The following is a 15911-nucleotide window of genomic DNA, read 5'->3' on the forward strand; positions in this document are numbered from 1 at the left end:
TTTTGAAAGAAATTTAAAAGCTCTATAGTTAAATGAAAGTTTTTCTTATCATTGGCTCAAATTTGAAAAATGAATAGAATTAAAAGTATTGACGGATTAAGAGCTATTTCTATAATTATGGTACTATTGGGTCATGGTGGAGAAACAATGCCATCTGTTATAACCCATAATTTTTTTTTTCAGTTTGCAGCAAATAGTACATTGGGGGTCAGGATTTTCTTCGTTATAAGTGGTTATCTTATTACTAAGTTATTAATTATAGAAAAAGAAAAGACTGGTAAAAACAGCCTGAAACACTTTTATATTAGGCGAATTTTTAGAATTTTCCCAATTTTCTATATATACATTCTGGTGATTATTCTTTTAAAAGTATTCTTTATCCCGGATATTTTTAAATCTTATAACAGCGTAGTAATTGCTGGACTTTATTTATGGAACTATCAACCATTTTTTCATCCTGCTTTAGACTTAAAGGGTGGGTGGTTTTTTGGACATTTCTGGACATTGGCAATGGAAGAGCAATTTTATTTATTGTGGCCAATTACCTTTATATTAATAACAAATAAACAAAGATTAAAGAAATTAATACTAATTGTTATAATTCTAATGCCAATACTTAGAATTATTATATATTTCTTGTTCCCTTTTTTAAGAGGACAAATCCGTTTGATGCTACCAACCGGAGGGGATACAATTTTAATAGGATGCCTCGGGGCATTAATTGAAAGCAGTCCAAACTTTAAAGAGAAATATTATAAATACATTCAAAACAGATTACTGGTTACACTGGCAATTTTATTTGTAGCCGTTTTATCGCCTATTTTGTATAACAGGTTTAAAGGGGGGTATGATTTATCAGTAGGTATAAGCATTAATAATGTATTTATATTATTAATACTGTTTTGGAGCATTTATAGTTCAACACTTTTTTCAAGGATACTTAATAATAAAATTTTAGTACAAATTGGGGTGCTATCCTATTCATTATACATTTGGCAGCAACTATTTTTAACTGATCTCAATAACTTTTGGGTTAATAAATTTCCACAAAATCTGGCAATTGTATTTATCGTTGGTTTTCTGTCATATTACATTATAGAAAAACCTATCTTAAAATTAAAAAATAGGTTTAAAGACATTTAATTTCTTTTCAAAGTTGTTACATTTTATTAAACATCCATTAAGCTTTAGTTAAGTATATGATTGATAATATGTATAAACAATCTTGTTAAAATAAGTTAAGTAAAACGATCATTTTACGGCAAAACTTTGAACAAATTATTCAGACAGTGATGTTCATTATTATGCTAAATGTCTAATTAAAACGAGTTACAAATATTTTATGCATAAAGGCGTACACTCATTAAATATTAGGCTGTTCAGGATGAAGAAAAAGAAAATTTATATTTGCACCGTTAAATAAAGCCCCAATAATTAAAATGAGTTTTTCTATAAAGAATAATCCAAAATATGCAAAAGTTTTACATTGGGGTAAACTCATTACAATTACCGGCTCCGCACAGCTCATTATACAGGCCATCGCATTTATCTGCGGGATTACAATTATAAGACTGCTCCCCATAAGAGAGTACGCATTTTATACCTTAGCAAATACCACACTGGGCACAATGACTATGTTAAGTGACGGAGGCATTACCTATGGTGTTATGGCCGAAGGAGGTAAAGTATGGCAGGATAAAATTAAATTAGGAATTGTTTTAAATACAGGATTAAATTTAAGAAGGAAGTTTGCAACAATTTGTATACTTCTGGGCATGCCCTTGTTGCTAATACTGCTTATACAACATGGAGCCAGTTTGCTGATGAGTTTATTAATAATTGCATCTCTTGTTCCTGCATTTTTAGTAACCTTATCTGGTTCATTGTTAGAAATTGTTCCAAAATTGCACCAAAATATTGTTGCCTTGCAAAAAATCCAGGTTTTAAATAACATTGGAAGAATCATTTCATTATATCTTACCATATTTTTATTTCCATTTGCAGGTGTCGCTATTTTTGCTGCAGGTGTACCACAGGTATGGGCGAATATAAAACTCAGACGCCTGACAAAACAAAATGCATATGCGGCAAACAATGAAACAGACCCCATAGTTAAGAAACGTATTTTAAACATTGTAAAGAGGATACTTCCCGATGCTGCTTATTATTCAGTTTCCGGACAAATATCTATATGGTTGATATCATTTTTCGGAACAACCTCATCGATTGCAGAAATTGGCGCATTGGGCAGGTTGGCAACTGTTTTAACCATACTTACCGTATTATTTTCAACATTGGTGTCACCTCGTTTTGCAAGGCTGCCATATGATACCAGTGTACTACTCAAACGATTTGTTCCTATACTTTTTAGTTTGTTCGCTATCAGCATAGTTATTGTTTTAACAACATTTTTATTATCGCATCAAATTTTGTGGGTTTTGGGTAAAAATTACCACGGGCTAAAAAAAGAACTTGTTTTAATGATGATTAGCAGTTGCCTAACCTTTATTTCATCCGTTACTTTTAGCGTTTATTCAACCAAAGGGTGGGCATTAAACCCCTTAATAACTATACCAATAAGTGTAAGCTCGATTATATTGGGAATTTTTTTGATAAATATTCATTCCTTAGCCGGGATACTTGAACTTAACATTTTCACGGCTATCACCACCACAATTATTCACATAATCTATAGCTTTTATAAAATACTGAATATAAAAATTGTAAATGAGCATTAAAAAACATTTGCCGGGGCTTGATGGCATCAGAGCGCTTGCCGCAATAATTGTTTTAATAGGACATGTTGATCAGAATATAAAACTATTTGGCTCAAACTTGGATTCCTTTATAAAGCATTATGAAATTCAAGGTTTAGCTGTTACTATATTTTTTGTACTCAGTGGGTTTTTGATCACTTTTTTACTATTAAACGAAAAAGAGACAAGTGGCAAGATCAATTTTTCTAACTTTTACATGAGGAGGATTTTAAAAATTTGGCCATTATATTTTTTGATCATTTTTATATCTTTTATAATTGCTTATATAAAACCCAATATATTCTGGAAATCAAATACCAATTATTATTTCTATTACTTACTTTTCATAGGAAACATTGCCTATGTTACAGGCAAAACAATAAAACCAATTATTACATTTTGGTCAATTAGTGTCGAAGAGCAATTCTATCTTTTTTGGCCGTTTTTAATTAAAAATAAAAATGTATTCAGAGCTTTAATTGTGTTTGTTATATTTTTCGTAATAACTAAAATTTTTCTTTGGAGAATTGATAAGCAATATGCATACTGGTTAACAGAAACCAGGTTTTCATGTATGGCGATAGGTGCAATTGGCGCTTATTTATATCACTCCGAACATCGTGCTTTACGAATTATTTACAATCCATATTTACAACTATTTTCATGGTTGCTGCTGTCACTTAATATATTATCGAATATCTTTTACAAGCCGATAAATATTGGATCAATTTTCCAGCATGAATTTTATTCTATATTTTTCCTGATCATAATAATGAATGTTGCAACTAATAAAAAAACCATATTTACTATTGACAATAGTTTTTTTAATTTGATTGGTAAATTATCGTATGGAATATATTGCTGGCATATGATAATTATCCTGCTAATGGCTAAGTTATTCTCAGAATTTTCAATGAAAAATGCCATTGAAAAAGAGTTCATAATACATATATCCGTTATTGCATCAACTTTTATTATTAGCTATATCTCGTACTTTTATTTTGAAAAAAACATCTTGAAATTAAAGCAAAAATTTCCTGGTTAAGATATTTAACCTTAAATTTTCAATAACACTCTATAATACTCATCAACAAAAAATATCTGAAATTTGAAATGAAAAAAATCAAATTAATTATCTCAGAATTTAGGCTTTACACTGCAAACTATATTATTTCTGGCTTTCCGAGTCACAATTTCAGATTGTTTTTTTATAAAAAAATAATGCGCTTTGAAATAGGTAAAAATACTTTCATTTTTATGAAATGTACATTTGATAGTACCTTGAATCTTAAAATTGGAAGTAATGCTGTTGTGGGCGCCAGATGTCGGCTGGATACACGAGGAATGATAGAGATTGGATCAAATGTTAGTATTTCACAGGATGTTATTATTCTTACAGCAGATCATGAGATGAATTCTATTGACTTTAGTGGACGGGTAAGACATGTGACTATCGAAGATTATGCATGGATTGGAACAAGAGCAATGATTTTGCCTGGCGTTACAGTCGGAAAAGGAGCAGTAATTGCAGCAGGTTCGGTGGTATCTAAAAACGTTGAGGCCTTCTCTGTCGTAGGAGGAATACCTGCAAAAAAAATCGGGGAGCGCTCTGCTAACCTTCAGTATGATTTGCATTATAAAAGATTATTTCAATGAATATTGTAAATAAAATGGACATTTTGATTTAAGCCCATGAAAAGACATTAATAAAATGAAAATTATTTTTATAAGCAGTTCACTTGAACCAGGACGGGATGGCGCAGGTGACCAAATAAGAACATTGGCTGCTGAAATGATTAAAAAAGGACACGAATGTGCTATACTGGCCCTGTATGATAAACTTACAGAAAAGGAGTTTAACGATTACCAGGAAACATTGGACATTCGCGTTAAAACCTTGCGCTTACCTTCTATATGGGCTACAGATAAAAGGTTTGATAGAGCCAAAATCTGGATCGACGAATTTAACCCTGATTGGATCAGTCTACATTACGTATGTTTCGGTTTTAACAAGTACGGCCTACCTATGGAAATGATAACATCTTTTCGTAAAATTATCGGTGATGCGAAATTAAATATCATGTTCTGGGAACTCTGGTGCGGAATGAATAATTCAGCAAAAAATTACAAAGAAAAAATCCTGGGTTTCTTGCAAAAAATCCATTTAAAAGTAATGGTCATGGCGCTTAAACCTGATAGCATCTTTGCGAGTACTGATTATTACATAAGGCATTTAAAAAAAATAGGAATAGCATCATCATTGGTACCGGTTATAGGCAATATTCCTACCGGCTATTTTGGATCAGAAAAAGAGTGGAATGAGGTAACAAATAATTTGGGGCTAATCCACTTAAAAAATAAAGATGAGTGGTTAATAGTAGGTTTTTTTGGTTCTTTTTATCCATGCAAAGGATTAAAAGAATTGATTGAGGATACAACTAAAGCGGCAAAGCAACTTAATAAAACTTTATGTATTATTACTATTGGTAAAAGCAGACAGAATAGTACCGAAGAAATGATTAAAGAAATGCCGGATATTAAATACATCAAAACCGGTGTTTTAGAACCTGAAATGGTAAATCGTGTTATGCAACTTGTGGATATGGGAATTGTAACAAGCAGCGCTAATGGAATAACCAAAAGTAGCTCGGCCATATCCTGGATGGAAAGAGGAATTCCTATTTTAATTTCTAAAAAAGATAAAACTTATTTGCAAGAACAAATGGAGCCTGAAGGCATATTCCAAATTAATAGTGATAAGGATATAATTAAAGTTCATGCTTTATCTATTCCGGTTAAAAACCCTATTGATGAGGTTTTAAAGCATTATAGTTCTTTAGAATACGTTAATTAATACAGTCCTAATATCATCATACTATGAAAAATAAAACAATATTAATAACCGGCGCTTCGGGTTTTTTAGGCACTTGGCTTGCTGATGAGGTTTTTGAAGCTGGCTATGAATTAATAGGAATTGATTTAAGAGCTCCATCGAGGCCTGAAATCTGGTCTAATTTTGTAACAGCCTCAACAGATAATGTAGATTGGGAAAATCTGCTGCATGGAAAAGATATATATGGTGTGTGCCATTTGGCCGGAGGAGCCTCTGTTGCTCTATCAGTAAATGATCCGTATAGTGATTTTTCAAACCTATTACCCGGAACCGCACGCTTGGCTTTATACTTGTCAAAAATGCATAGCCAGGCAAAATTTATCCTGTTTTCAAGTGCTGCCGTATATGGGAATGCCTCGGCTCTACCAATTGTAGAAGAAACCATTGCAGTTCCTATTTCACCATATGGGATACATAAATATATAGCCGAATTATTGCTTGAAAATTACTCGAGAATTTATGGATTAAGTGTTACAGTTCTTAGAATATTTTCAGTTTATGGCCCGGGACTACGAAAACAATTAATATGGGATGTAGGCAACAGGGCAATTGCTGCAGACAAACAGGGTAAAGAAGCTATAACATTATTTGGAACCGGAGATGAAACAAGAGATTTTATTTATGTTAAAGATTTATGTGAATCTGTAGTTAATTTGTTAAATAATCAAACAGATAATAAATTTCAACTATGTAATATGGCTTCGGGCATCGAAAGCAGTGTATCTGAAATAGCTAATGGCCTAATCAAACATTTAGATCTGAATGTTAAAATTAATTTTGATGGTAATATTCCAAAAGGCGACCCCCTAAATGTTAGGGCCGACATTAATCGTTTAAAAAGTACAGGAGCAAAAATAAACTATAGCCTGGACATGGGATTAGAGCAAGTTGCCAAATGGATAAAAACAATTAATGGTTAGTTTGAAATGATCAAATTTATATCAAAAGTATTTTTCAAATATGCTGATCTTCAGTTTTTAAGAAGAAAGCTATTACTTACAATTGTAATAAAAGGCCCGGCAGATCGCGTACATATTGGTAGTATGGTTGATCTTCAAGATGTTATTTTAAATACAAATTCCGGCCATATTTATATTGGTGATCATTCCTTTTTTGGACAGGGATGTATGGTATTAACAGGAACACATGACCCCATGTTAACTAATCGGGCCCGTCAGCAAGATCATCCAAAAGAAGGCAGAGATATTAAAATTGGCAAGGGCGTATGGGTATCAAGTGGTGCCATTATATGCGGCAATGTTACTATTGGAGATAACGTTGTTATTGCAGCCGGGGCTGTGGTAACCAAAGATTGTTTAGATGAAGGCATATACGGAGGTATTCCTGCAAAAAAACTTCGGGCGTTAAAATAAGTAAGTAACCAATTAACTATCTCCTTAAAGGGGATCTATGCCTGCCCCATTGTTCCGCCAAAATTCATTGGAAATCCGGAAGGTTCTTGCTGAACTTTAATACGTCCATTAATCGATTCAAATTTTTCCAGATTGTCTTCCAATGCGGTTAACAAACGTTTAGCATGTTCCGGTGTTAAAATAACCCGTGACTTTACTTTTGCTTTGGGTATTCCGGGCATTACTCTGATAAAATCAAGTACAAATTCTGAACTCGAGTGAGTAATTATTGCCAGGTTTGAATAAATCCCTTCTGCTATTTCTTCAGAAAGTTCAATATTCAGTTGATTTTCATTTTGTTCTTCCATTTTACTAAAATAATAAAGCTATTCATTTGTCAAAAAACTTCCCAATAATAACAAATATTGTTCAGCCTTCTTGTATGAATGCGTCATTGTAAGCGATGAAACTCTAAAACCACTTTATTTTATGTTTTGTTTTATTTTTTTTAAAATTCTATTACCCGTCATTTTGGGGCTACAAAACAAAAAAGCCTCCCGGCTTACGGGAGGCTTTGCTAATATTGAGAAGATAATTAAGCTTCTATTTCTTCGGCTTTTGACGCCATTAAGCGATCAAATTCTTCCTGTGAACCTACACGGATATTTTCATACTCACGTAAGCCTGTACCAGAAGGAATCAGGTGACCAACAATAACGTTTTCTTTCAAGCCAAGCATCAAATCTTTTTTACCTGCTATAGCGGCTTCATTCAGAACCTTGGTAGTTTCCTGGAATGATGCAGCTGAGATAAATGATTTGGTACCTAACGAAGCCCTGGTAATACCTTGCAGTATCGGACTTGAAGTTGCAGGAATAGCATCACGAACTTCCACCAACCGCAGATCCCTACGTTTCAGAACAGAGTTCTCATCACGCAGCCTTCTTAATGAAACTATCTGACCGGCTTTTAATGTAGTTGAATCACCTGGCTCAACAACAACCTTTTTGTCAAATATCTCATCATTCTCGGTCATGAAATCCCAGCTGTCAACAGCTTCACGTTCCAGGAAGCGGGTATCACCGGCGTCTTCGATCTGTACTTTCTGCATCATCTGGTGAACGATAACTTCAAAGTGTTTATCGTTGATCTTCACACCCTGTAAACGGTAAACCTCTTGTATACCATTTACCAGGTATTCCTGTACTGCAGCCGGGCCTTTAATAGCCAGGATATCAGCAGGTGATATAGAACCATCTGACAATGGCATACCAGCCTTCACAAAGTCGTTGTCCTGTACAAGGATGTGTTTTGACAATGGAACAAGGTATTTTTTAACCTGACCATCTTTTGATTCGATAGTGATCTCGCGATTACCACGTTTAACGCCACCCAAGGTTACCACACCGTCAATCTCTGTTACTACAGCAGGGTTTGATGGGTTACGTGCTTCAAACAGCTCAGTTACACGTGGTAAACCACCGGTAATGTCACGAGTTTTACCAGTTGAACGAGGGATCTTAGCAATAACCTGTCCTGTTTGTAGTTTTTCGCCTTCTTCAACAGCGATGTGTGCCCCTACCGGAATGTTATATCCTTTGATGATGTTACCTTTTGTATCAGTAATTTGAATAACAGGGTTTTTAGTTTTATCCCTGGTATCGATAATTACTTTTTCGCGGTGACCAGTTTGTTCATCTGATTCTTCGCGGAAAGTGATACCATCCAATACAGCCTCAAACTGGGTTAAACCGGCAAATTCAGATATGATCACCGCGTTATACGGATCCCATGAACAAATACGGTCGCCCCTGGTTATTTTGCTGCCATCTTTTACATACAGGTATGAACCGTATGGGATGTTATTGGTAACAATTACCTTATTGCTGCCTTCTTCAATGATACGGAACTCACCTGAACGACCTAATACCACATCTACTTTACCTTCTTCGGCAGTAGTATATTCAACCGTACGTACGTTTTCAAATTCAATGATACCATCAAATTTAGCATTGATCTGTGATTCTGCAGCAATGTTTGATGCAGTACCACCCACGTGGAAGGTACGTAGTGTTAACTGTGTACCCGGCTCACCGATAGACTGTGCAGCAATTACACCCACAGCCTCGCCTTTTTGAACACGTTTACCGCTGGCCAGGTTACGGCCATAACAAAGTGCACAAACACCGCGTTTGCTTTCGCAGGTTAATACTGAACGTATTTCGATACCTTCTAATGGAGAATTTTCGATTTTTTTACCTACCTCTTCTGTGATATCCTGGCCTGCAGACGCCAATAATTCGTTGGTGATAGGGTCATGCACATCATGCAAGGTAGTACGGCCTAAGATACGGTCATATAGTGGCTCAACAATATCTTCGTTATCTTTTAGTGCAGTTGTGTAGATACCTCTTAAAGTACCGCAATCAACTTCACCTACGATCATATCCTGGGCAACGTCATGCAACCTACGGGTTAAGTAACCAGCATCTGCTGTTTTTAACGCCGTATCCGCCAAACCTTTACGGGCACCGTGAGTAGAGATGAAATACTCCAATACCGACAAACCTTCTTTAAAGTTTGAAAGGATCGGGTTTTCAATGATCTCTCCACCTGAACCTGATTTTTGAGGTTTAGCCATCAAACCACGCATACCGGCAAGCTGACGGATCTGCTCTTTGGAACCACGGGCACCAGAATCAAGCATCATGTATACCGAATTAAAGCCCTGGTTATCGTTACTCAGGATGTCCATTACATTCGCGGTTAAGCGGTTGTTGATACGTGTCCAGATATCGATAATTTGGTTATAACGCTCGTTGTTGGTAATGAAACCCATGTTGTAGTTACCCATTACCTCTTCAACTTGTTTAGAAGCTGTTTCGATCAGTGTAACTTTTTCTGCAGGGATATTGATATCCTTCAGGTTAAATGATAAACCACCCTGGAATGCCATTTTGAAACCTAACTCCTTAATATCATCAAGGAACTGGGCTGCACGGGCCATACCGGTAATTTTAACAACCTCACCAATAATATCACGCAGTGATTTTTTAGTCAGCAATTCGTTGATGTAACCTACTTCAACCGGTACATGCTGATTAAACAACACGCGGCCTACGGTAGTATCAATGATTTTGCTTACTATGCTGCCATCTTTTTCTTTTACTAAACCTTTAACTTTAATAAAGGCATGCAGGTCAATTTTCTTCTCGTTGTAAGCAATAATTACTTCTTCTGCAGAGTAGAAAGTTAAGCCCTGGCCTTTAACCACACGTCCTTCATCTGTTTTACGGCCTTTGGTTATGTAGTACAAACCAAGCACCATGTCCTGTGATGGTACAGTAATAGGTGTACCGTTGGCAGGGTTAAGAATGTTGTGCGATGCAAGCATCAGGATTTGGGCTTCCAAAATTGCCGCGTTACCAAGAGGTACGTGAACGGCCATCTGGTCACCGTCAAAATCCGCGTTGAAGGCTGTACAAGTTAATGGGTGCAATTGGATTGCTTTACCTTCAACCAGTTTTGGCTGGAACGACTGAATACCTAACCTGTGCAGCGTAGGTGCACGGTTTAGTAATACAGGGTGTCCTTTTAATACGTTTTCCAAAATGTCCCAAACTAATGGGTCTTTACGGTCAACTATTTTTTTGGCAGATTTTACTGTTTTAACTACACCACGCTCAATCATTTTGCGAATGATAAATGGTTTAAACAGTTCGGCAGCCATATCTTTTGGTAAACCGCACTCGTGTAATTTAAGGTTTGGACCTACAACAATTACCGAACGGGCAGAGTAATCCACACGTTTACCTAATAAGTTTTGACGGAAACGGCCTTGTTTACCTTTCAGGATGTCTGAAAGTGATTTCAGGGCACGGTTACCTTCGGTTTTTACCGCGTTTACTTTACGTGAGTTATCGAATAACGAGTCAACAGCTTCCTGTAACATACGTTTTTCGTTACGTAATATAACTTCCGGTGCTTTAATCTCGATCAAACGTTTTAAACGGTTGTTACGGATAATTACACGACGGTAAAGGTCATTCAGATCCGAAGTAGCGAAACGACCACCTTCCAGTGGTACTAATGGACGCAACTCAGGCGGGATAACCGGAACGATCTTAACGATCATCCACTCAGGGTTATTCTCGATACGGGTTTTAGCATCACGGAAAGCCTCAACAACCTGTAAACGTTTTAAAGCTTCGTTTTTACGTTGTTGTGAAGTTTCGTTTGCTGCCTGGTGACGCAGGCTGAATGATAACTCATCCAGGTCAAGGCGCTTCAATAACTCTTCAAGAGCTTCGGCACCCATTTTAGCCACAAATTTCTGTGGATCCTTGTCATCAAGGTATTGATTTTCTTTTGGAAGGGTGTCTAACACGTCAAGATATTCCTCTTCTGTCAGGAAATCCATCTTATTAATACCATCAGCTTCTTTGATACCTGGTTGGATAACTACATAACGCTCGTAGTATATGATCAGGTCGAGTCTTTTTGTTGGCAAGCCTAAAAGGTAGCCAATTTTGTTTGGTAATGAACGGAAGTACCAGATATGAGCAACAGGAACTACAAGGTTAATGTGGCCCATGCGCTCGCGGCGTACTTTCTTTTCGGTTACTTCAACACCGCAACGGTCGCACACGATACCTTTGTAACGGATACGTTTGTATTTACCGCAATGGCACTCATAATCTTTAACCGGACCAAAAATACGTTCGCAGAATAAACCATCGCGCTCAGGCTTATAGGTCCTGTAGTTGATGGTTTCTGGTTTTAAAACCTCACCGCTTGAACGTTCAAGGATGGACTCAGGAGAGGCCAGGCTGATCGTAATTGTGGTGAAATTACTTTTGATTTTATTATCCTTTTTGTAAGACATAGTCTCCTTGTTTTTTAATGATTGAATTAGTGAGTTAGTGAATGAGTGAGTTAACCTACTTTGTTAAACCACTCTTTTACTATGTTTGAATTAGTGAGCCAGCGAATTAATGATTTGTTCAATCACTAATTCACTAACTCACTAAATCACTAATTATTCTAACGTGATATCTAAACCTAAACCTCTTAACTCATGAACCAATACGTTGAATGATTCAGGAACAGATGGAGTTGGCAGGTTTTCACCTTTAACAATAGCCTCGTAAGTTTTGGCACGGCCGATAACATCATCCGATTTAACGGTCAATATTTCCTGCAGTATGTTTGATGCACCGAATGCTTCCAATGCCCAAACCTCCATCTCACCAAAACGCTGACCACCAAACTGGGCTTTACCACCCAATGGTTGTTGTGTAATTAAGGAGTATGGCCCGATTGAACGTGCGTGCATCTTGTCATCAACCATGTGACCTAATTTCAGCATGTATATAATACCTACTGTAGTTTGCTGATCAAAACGGTCGCCTGTTAAGCCATTGTATAAATAGGTACGGCCTGATTCTGGTAAGTTTGCCTTTTTAACCCACTCTTCCACTTCTTCATGGCTTGCACCATCAAAAATCGGGGTAGCGAATTTAATACCAAGCTCTTTACCGGCCCAACCTAATACGGTTTCGTAGATCTGACCCAAGTTCATACGTGAAGGTACACCCAGTGGGTTCAACACAATATCAACCGGTGTTCCATCCTCAAGGAAAGGCATATCCTCGTCACGTACAATACGTGCAACGATACCTTTGTTACCGTGACGACCGGCCATTTTATCACCTACTTTAAGCTTACGCTTTTTAGCGATGTAAACTTTAGCCATTTGTACGATACCAGACGGCAACTCATCACCCACACTGATAGCAAATTTATCACGACGGTAAGCTCCTAATTCCTCATTAACTTTAATGTTGTAGTTATGAAGTAAAAGCTTAATCTGATCATTTTTATCATCATCAGTTGTCCATTTAGTTGGATTAATGTTTTCGTAACTAAGTTCAACTAAAATTTTCTGGGTGAATTTTACACCTTTTGGTACTAAAAGCTCTTTGTAAATGTTGTAAACACCTTGTGATGTTTTACCATTCACGATCTCAAATAACTTTTCGATCAAAGTATTTTTAAGTTCTTTTACAGCTCTTTCGTGTTTAGTATCCAGTTTCTCCAACTGTGCTTTTTCTTCGGCCTTAGAGGTCTTTTTAGCACGGCTGAACAATTTGGTATCAATAACCACACCTGCAATAGATGGCGGAGTTTTCAATGACGCATCTTTAACGTCACCTGCTTTATCACCAAATATGGCACGTAACAGTTTTTCTTCCGGTGATGGGTCTGATTCACCTTTTGGAGTGATCTTACCAATCAGGATATCGCCTTCTTTAACCTCGGCACCTACACGGATAATACCGTCTTCGTCAAGGTCTTTGGTAGCTTCTTCTGATACGTTAGGGATATCCGGTGTCAATTCCTCTTCACCACGTTTGGTATCACGTACTTCCAGTTCAAACTCTTCAACGTGAAGTGAAGTGAAAATATCCTGTGAAACCACACGCTCAGATATTACGATCGCATCCTCAAAGTTATATCCCTGCCAAGGCATGAACGCCACTTTTAAGTTACGACCCAACGCAAGCTCACCATTTTGAGTAGCATAACCTTCGCAAAGAACTTCACCTTTTGAAACTCTTTGGCCTTTTTTAACAATCGGCTTCAGGTTCATGGTGGTACTTTGGTTGGTTTTCTTGAATTTGGTTAAACGATAGCTTTTTGAATCGCCATCAAATGAAACCAAACGGTCAAGCTCATCACGGTCATATTTAATACGGATCTCGTTGGCATCAACATACTCCACTACACCATCGCCTTCGGCGTTGATCAGTGTGCGTGAATCTTTTGCCACACGTCCTTCCAATCCGGTTCCAACAATTGGCGCTTCAGGGCGTAACAATGGCACGGCCTGGCGTTGCATGTTCGATCCCATCAATGCACGGTTAGCATCATCATGCTCCAGGAACGGAATCAATGAAGCCGCGATAGAAGTGATCTGGTTTGGAGCGATATCCATCAAATCCAGTCTTTCCGGCTCGATGATAGGGAAGTCACCTTCAAAACGTGCTTTTACTTTTGGCAATGCAAACACACCTTTATCATCATAATGGGCATTAGCCTGACCAATGGTTTTACCATCTTCATCTTCTGCAGATAAATAGATAACCGGTTCGTCAACCTGTACTTTGCCTTCAACCACACGTTTGTATGGTGTTTCGATAAAGCCCAAGTTGTTGATCTTAGCGTGTACGCAAAGCGATGATATCAAACCAATGTTCGGTCCTTCCGGAGTTTCAATGGTACACAACCTACCGTAGTGGGTGTAGTGTACGTCACGAACCTCGAAACCAGCACGCTCACGTGACAGACCACCGGGCCCAAGGGCTGACAGACGACGCTTGTGCGTGATCTCTGCCAGTGGATTGGTTTGGTCCATGAACTGTGATAACTGGTTTGTTCCGAAGAACGAGTTGATCACTGATGATAATGTACGTGCGTTGATCAGGTCGGTTGGCGTAAACACCTCGTTATCACGGATGTTCATACGCTCACGAATAGTACGTGCCATACGTGCCAAACCAACACCAAACTGAGCATATAACTGCTCACCCACTGTACGAACACGACGGTTTGACAAGTGGTCAATATCATCCACCTCAGCTTTAGAGTTGATCAGTTTGATCAGGTACTTCACTATGGCAATAATATCCTGCTTGGTTAATACCTTTGTTTCATCAGAGGTATTCAATTTCAACTTACGGTTGATGCGGTAGCGGCCCACATCACCCAAATCATATCTTTTATCAGAGAAGAATAAACGATCGATGATACCACGGGCTGTTTCTTCATCAGGTGGTTCAGCGTTACGTAACTGACGGTAGATGTGCTCAACCGCTTCTTTCTCCGAGTTCGAAGTATCTTTTTGTAAAGTATTGTATATAATAGTATAATCACCGCTGGTGGCAGCATCTTCCTTGTTCAGGATGATGGTTTTAACACCGGCATCAATGATCATATCAATATGATCGTCTTCCAATACGGTTTCACGCTCAAGGATGATCTCATTACGGTCGATAGAAACCACTTCACCGGTATCCTCATCCACGAAGTCTTCAACCCATTTTTTAAGCACCCTTGCAGCAAGCTTACGGCCAATGAATTTCTTCAGGCCAGATTTGCTTACTTTTACTTCGTCGGCCAGTTCAAATAGCTCTAATATATCTTTATCAGAGTCATAACCAATGGCGCGAAGCAGTGTAGTAACCGGGAATTTCTTTTTACGGTCAATGTAAGCATACATCACGTTGTTAACGTCTGTAGCAAACTCAATCCATGAACCTTTGAAAGGAATAACACGGGCAGAGTATAATTTTGTACCGTTGGTGTGGCGGCTTTGGCCAAAGAACACACCTGGCGAACGGTGTAACTGTGAAACAATTACACGCTCGGCACCATTTATAACAAATGTACCTTTAGGGGTCATGTATGGGATAGTTCCCAGGTACACGTCCTGTACAATAGTTTCAAAATCTTCGTGCTCCTCATCATTACATGAAAGGCGAAGCTTGGCTTTTAAAGGCACACTGTAAGTTAATCCGCGCTCTATACACTCTTGTATATCGTAACGAGGCGGATCAATAAAGTAATCAAGAAACTCTAAAACAAAGATGTTTCTTGAATCCGATATCGGAAAATTTTCAGCAAACACTTTAAACAAACCTTCTTTATAACGGTTGTCTGAGGTGGTTTCCAATTGAAAAAATTCCTGGAAAGATTGTAACTGCACATCCAGGAAATCAGGGTAATCAAGTACCTTTCTGCTGGTTGCAAAGTTTACTCTTTGATTATTGTTGTTTGCCAAGGTATTATAATTTTAGTTTATTAATAAACCTGTATTGAGAAGTGAGATATGAGACGTAAGTATTGAGA

At 37.5% G+C, this 15911-nt stretch carries 10 protein-coding genes; 7 read left to right on the forward strand and 3 right to left on the reverse strand.

The window, feature by feature from the left end:
• Positions 1-69: 69 nt before the first annotated feature.
• From AB6735_RS00085 to AB6735_RS00115, 7 genes are all read left to right on the forward strand, one after another.
• Entirely contained in the window at positions 70-1143 is a 1074-nt protein-coding gene (locus AB6735_RS00085; protein ID WP_370993767.1) for an acyltransferase family protein, read from the forward strand.
• A 296-nt stretch (positions 1144-1439) separates the two neighbouring features.
• On the forward strand, positions 1440-2738 hold the full coding sequence (locus AB6735_RS00090; RefSeq protein ID WP_370993768.1) for a lipopolysaccharide biosynthesis protein: 1299 nt from the start codon (positions 1440-1442) through the stop codon (positions 2736-2738).
• Positions 2728-3801: an acyltransferase family protein gene (locus tag AB6735_RS00095; RefSeq protein WP_370993769.1), complete on the forward strand. Its 1074-nt coding sequence runs from the start codon at positions 2728-2730 to the stop codon at positions 3799-3801. The genes AB6735_RS00090 and AB6735_RS00095 overlap by 11 nt, the downstream gene beginning before the upstream one ends.
• Before the next feature lie 68 nt (positions 3802-3869).
• Positions 3870-4412 (forward strand): DapH/DapD/GlmU-related protein, encoded by a 543-nt coding sequence (locus tag AB6735_RS00100; protein WP_370993770.1) that lies wholly within the window; start codon positions 3870-3872, stop codon positions 4410-4412.
• 55 nt (positions 4413-4467) lie between these two features.
• Positions 4468-5610: a hypothetical protein gene (locus AB6735_RS00105; protein ID WP_370993771.1), complete on the forward strand. Its 1143-nt coding sequence runs from the start codon at positions 4468-4470 to the stop codon at positions 5608-5610.
• A 23-nt stretch (positions 5611-5633) separates the two neighbouring features.
• Positions 5634-6569, forward strand: coding sequence for an NAD-dependent epimerase/dehydratase family protein (locus tag AB6735_RS00110; protein WP_370993772.1), 936 nt, complete (start codon positions 5634-5636; stop codon positions 6567-6569).
• Between the two features lie 6 nt (positions 6570-6575).
• Positions 6576-7022: a DapH/DapD/GlmU-related protein gene (locus AB6735_RS00115; protein WP_370993773.1), complete on the forward strand. Its 447-nt coding sequence runs from the start codon at positions 6576-6578 to the stop codon at positions 7020-7022.
• Between the two features lie 35 nt (positions 7023-7057).
• On the opposite strand, the gene AB6735_RS00120 is transcribed toward AB6735_RS00115, so the two are convergent.
• The 3 genes from AB6735_RS00120 to rpoB all read right to left on the reverse strand — a co-directional run bounded on the left by AB6735_RS00120 (position 7058) and on the right by rpoB (position 15843).
• Positions 7058-7369, reverse strand: a complete 312-nt coding sequence (locus AB6735_RS00120; protein ID WP_076374980.1) for a DUF3467 domain-containing protein — start codon at positions 7367-7369, stop codon at positions 7058-7060.
• Between the two features lie 227 nt (positions 7370-7596).
• Positions 7597-11886 carry a DNA-directed RNA polymerase subunit beta' gene (gene rpoC / locus AB6735_RS00125; protein WP_370993774.1) on the reverse strand — a complete coding sequence of 1430 codons (4290 nt, stop codon included), beginning with the start codon at positions 11884-11886 and terminating at the stop codon, positions 7597-7599.
• Positions 11887-12039: 153 nt separating this feature from the next.
• Positions 12040-15843: a DNA-directed RNA polymerase subunit beta gene (rpoB, locus tag AB6735_RS00130; RefSeq protein ID WP_370993776.1), complete on the reverse strand. Its 3804-nt coding sequence runs from the start codon at positions 15841-15843 to the stop codon at positions 12040-12042.
• Positions 15844-15911 lie beyond the last annotated feature (68 nt).

It is taken from the genome of Mucilaginibacter sp. RCC_168, assembly GCF_041355315.1.
In the GTDB taxonomy this organism is placed as follows: Bacteria; Bacteroidota; Bacteroidia; order Sphingobacteriales; family Sphingobacteriaceae; genus Mucilaginibacter.

Excerpts from the sequence above, each read along its gene's own strand:
- AB6735_RS00090 (WP_370993768.1), top strand. The coding sequence starts at position 1,440 with ATGAGTTTTTCTATAAAGAATAATCCAAAATATGCAAAAGTTTTACAT.
- AB6735_RS00100 (WP_370993770.1), top strand. The coding sequence starts at position 3,870 with ATGAAAAAAATCAAATTAATTATCTCAGAATTTAGGCTTTACACTGCA.
- AB6735_RS00095 (WP_370993769.1), top strand. The coding sequence starts at position 2,728 with ATGAGCATTAAAAAACATTTGCCGGGGCTTGATGGCATCAGAGCGCTT.
- AB6735_RS00120 (WP_076374980.1), bottom strand. The coding sequence starts at position 7,369 with ATGGAAGAACAAAATGAAAATCAACTGAATATTGAACTTTCTGAAGAA.
- rpoC (WP_370993774.1), bottom strand. The coding sequence starts at position 11,886 with ATGTCTTACAAAAAGGATAATAAAATCAAAAGTAATTTCACCACAATT.
- AB6735_RS00085 (WP_370993767.1), top strand. The coding sequence starts at position 70 with ATGAATAGAATTAAAAGTATTGACGGATTAAGAGCTATTTCTATAATT.
- AB6735_RS00110 (WP_370993772.1), top strand. The coding sequence starts at position 5,634 with ATGAAAAATAAAACAATATTAATAACCGGCGCTTCGGGTTTTTTAGGC.
- AB6735_RS00115 (WP_370993773.1), top strand. The coding sequence starts at position 6,576 with ATGATCAAATTTATATCAAAAGTATTTTTCAAATATGCTGATCTTCAG.
- AB6735_RS00105 (WP_370993771.1), top strand. The coding sequence starts at position 4,468 with ATGAAAATTATTTTTATAAGCAGTTCACTTGAACCAGGACGGGATGGC.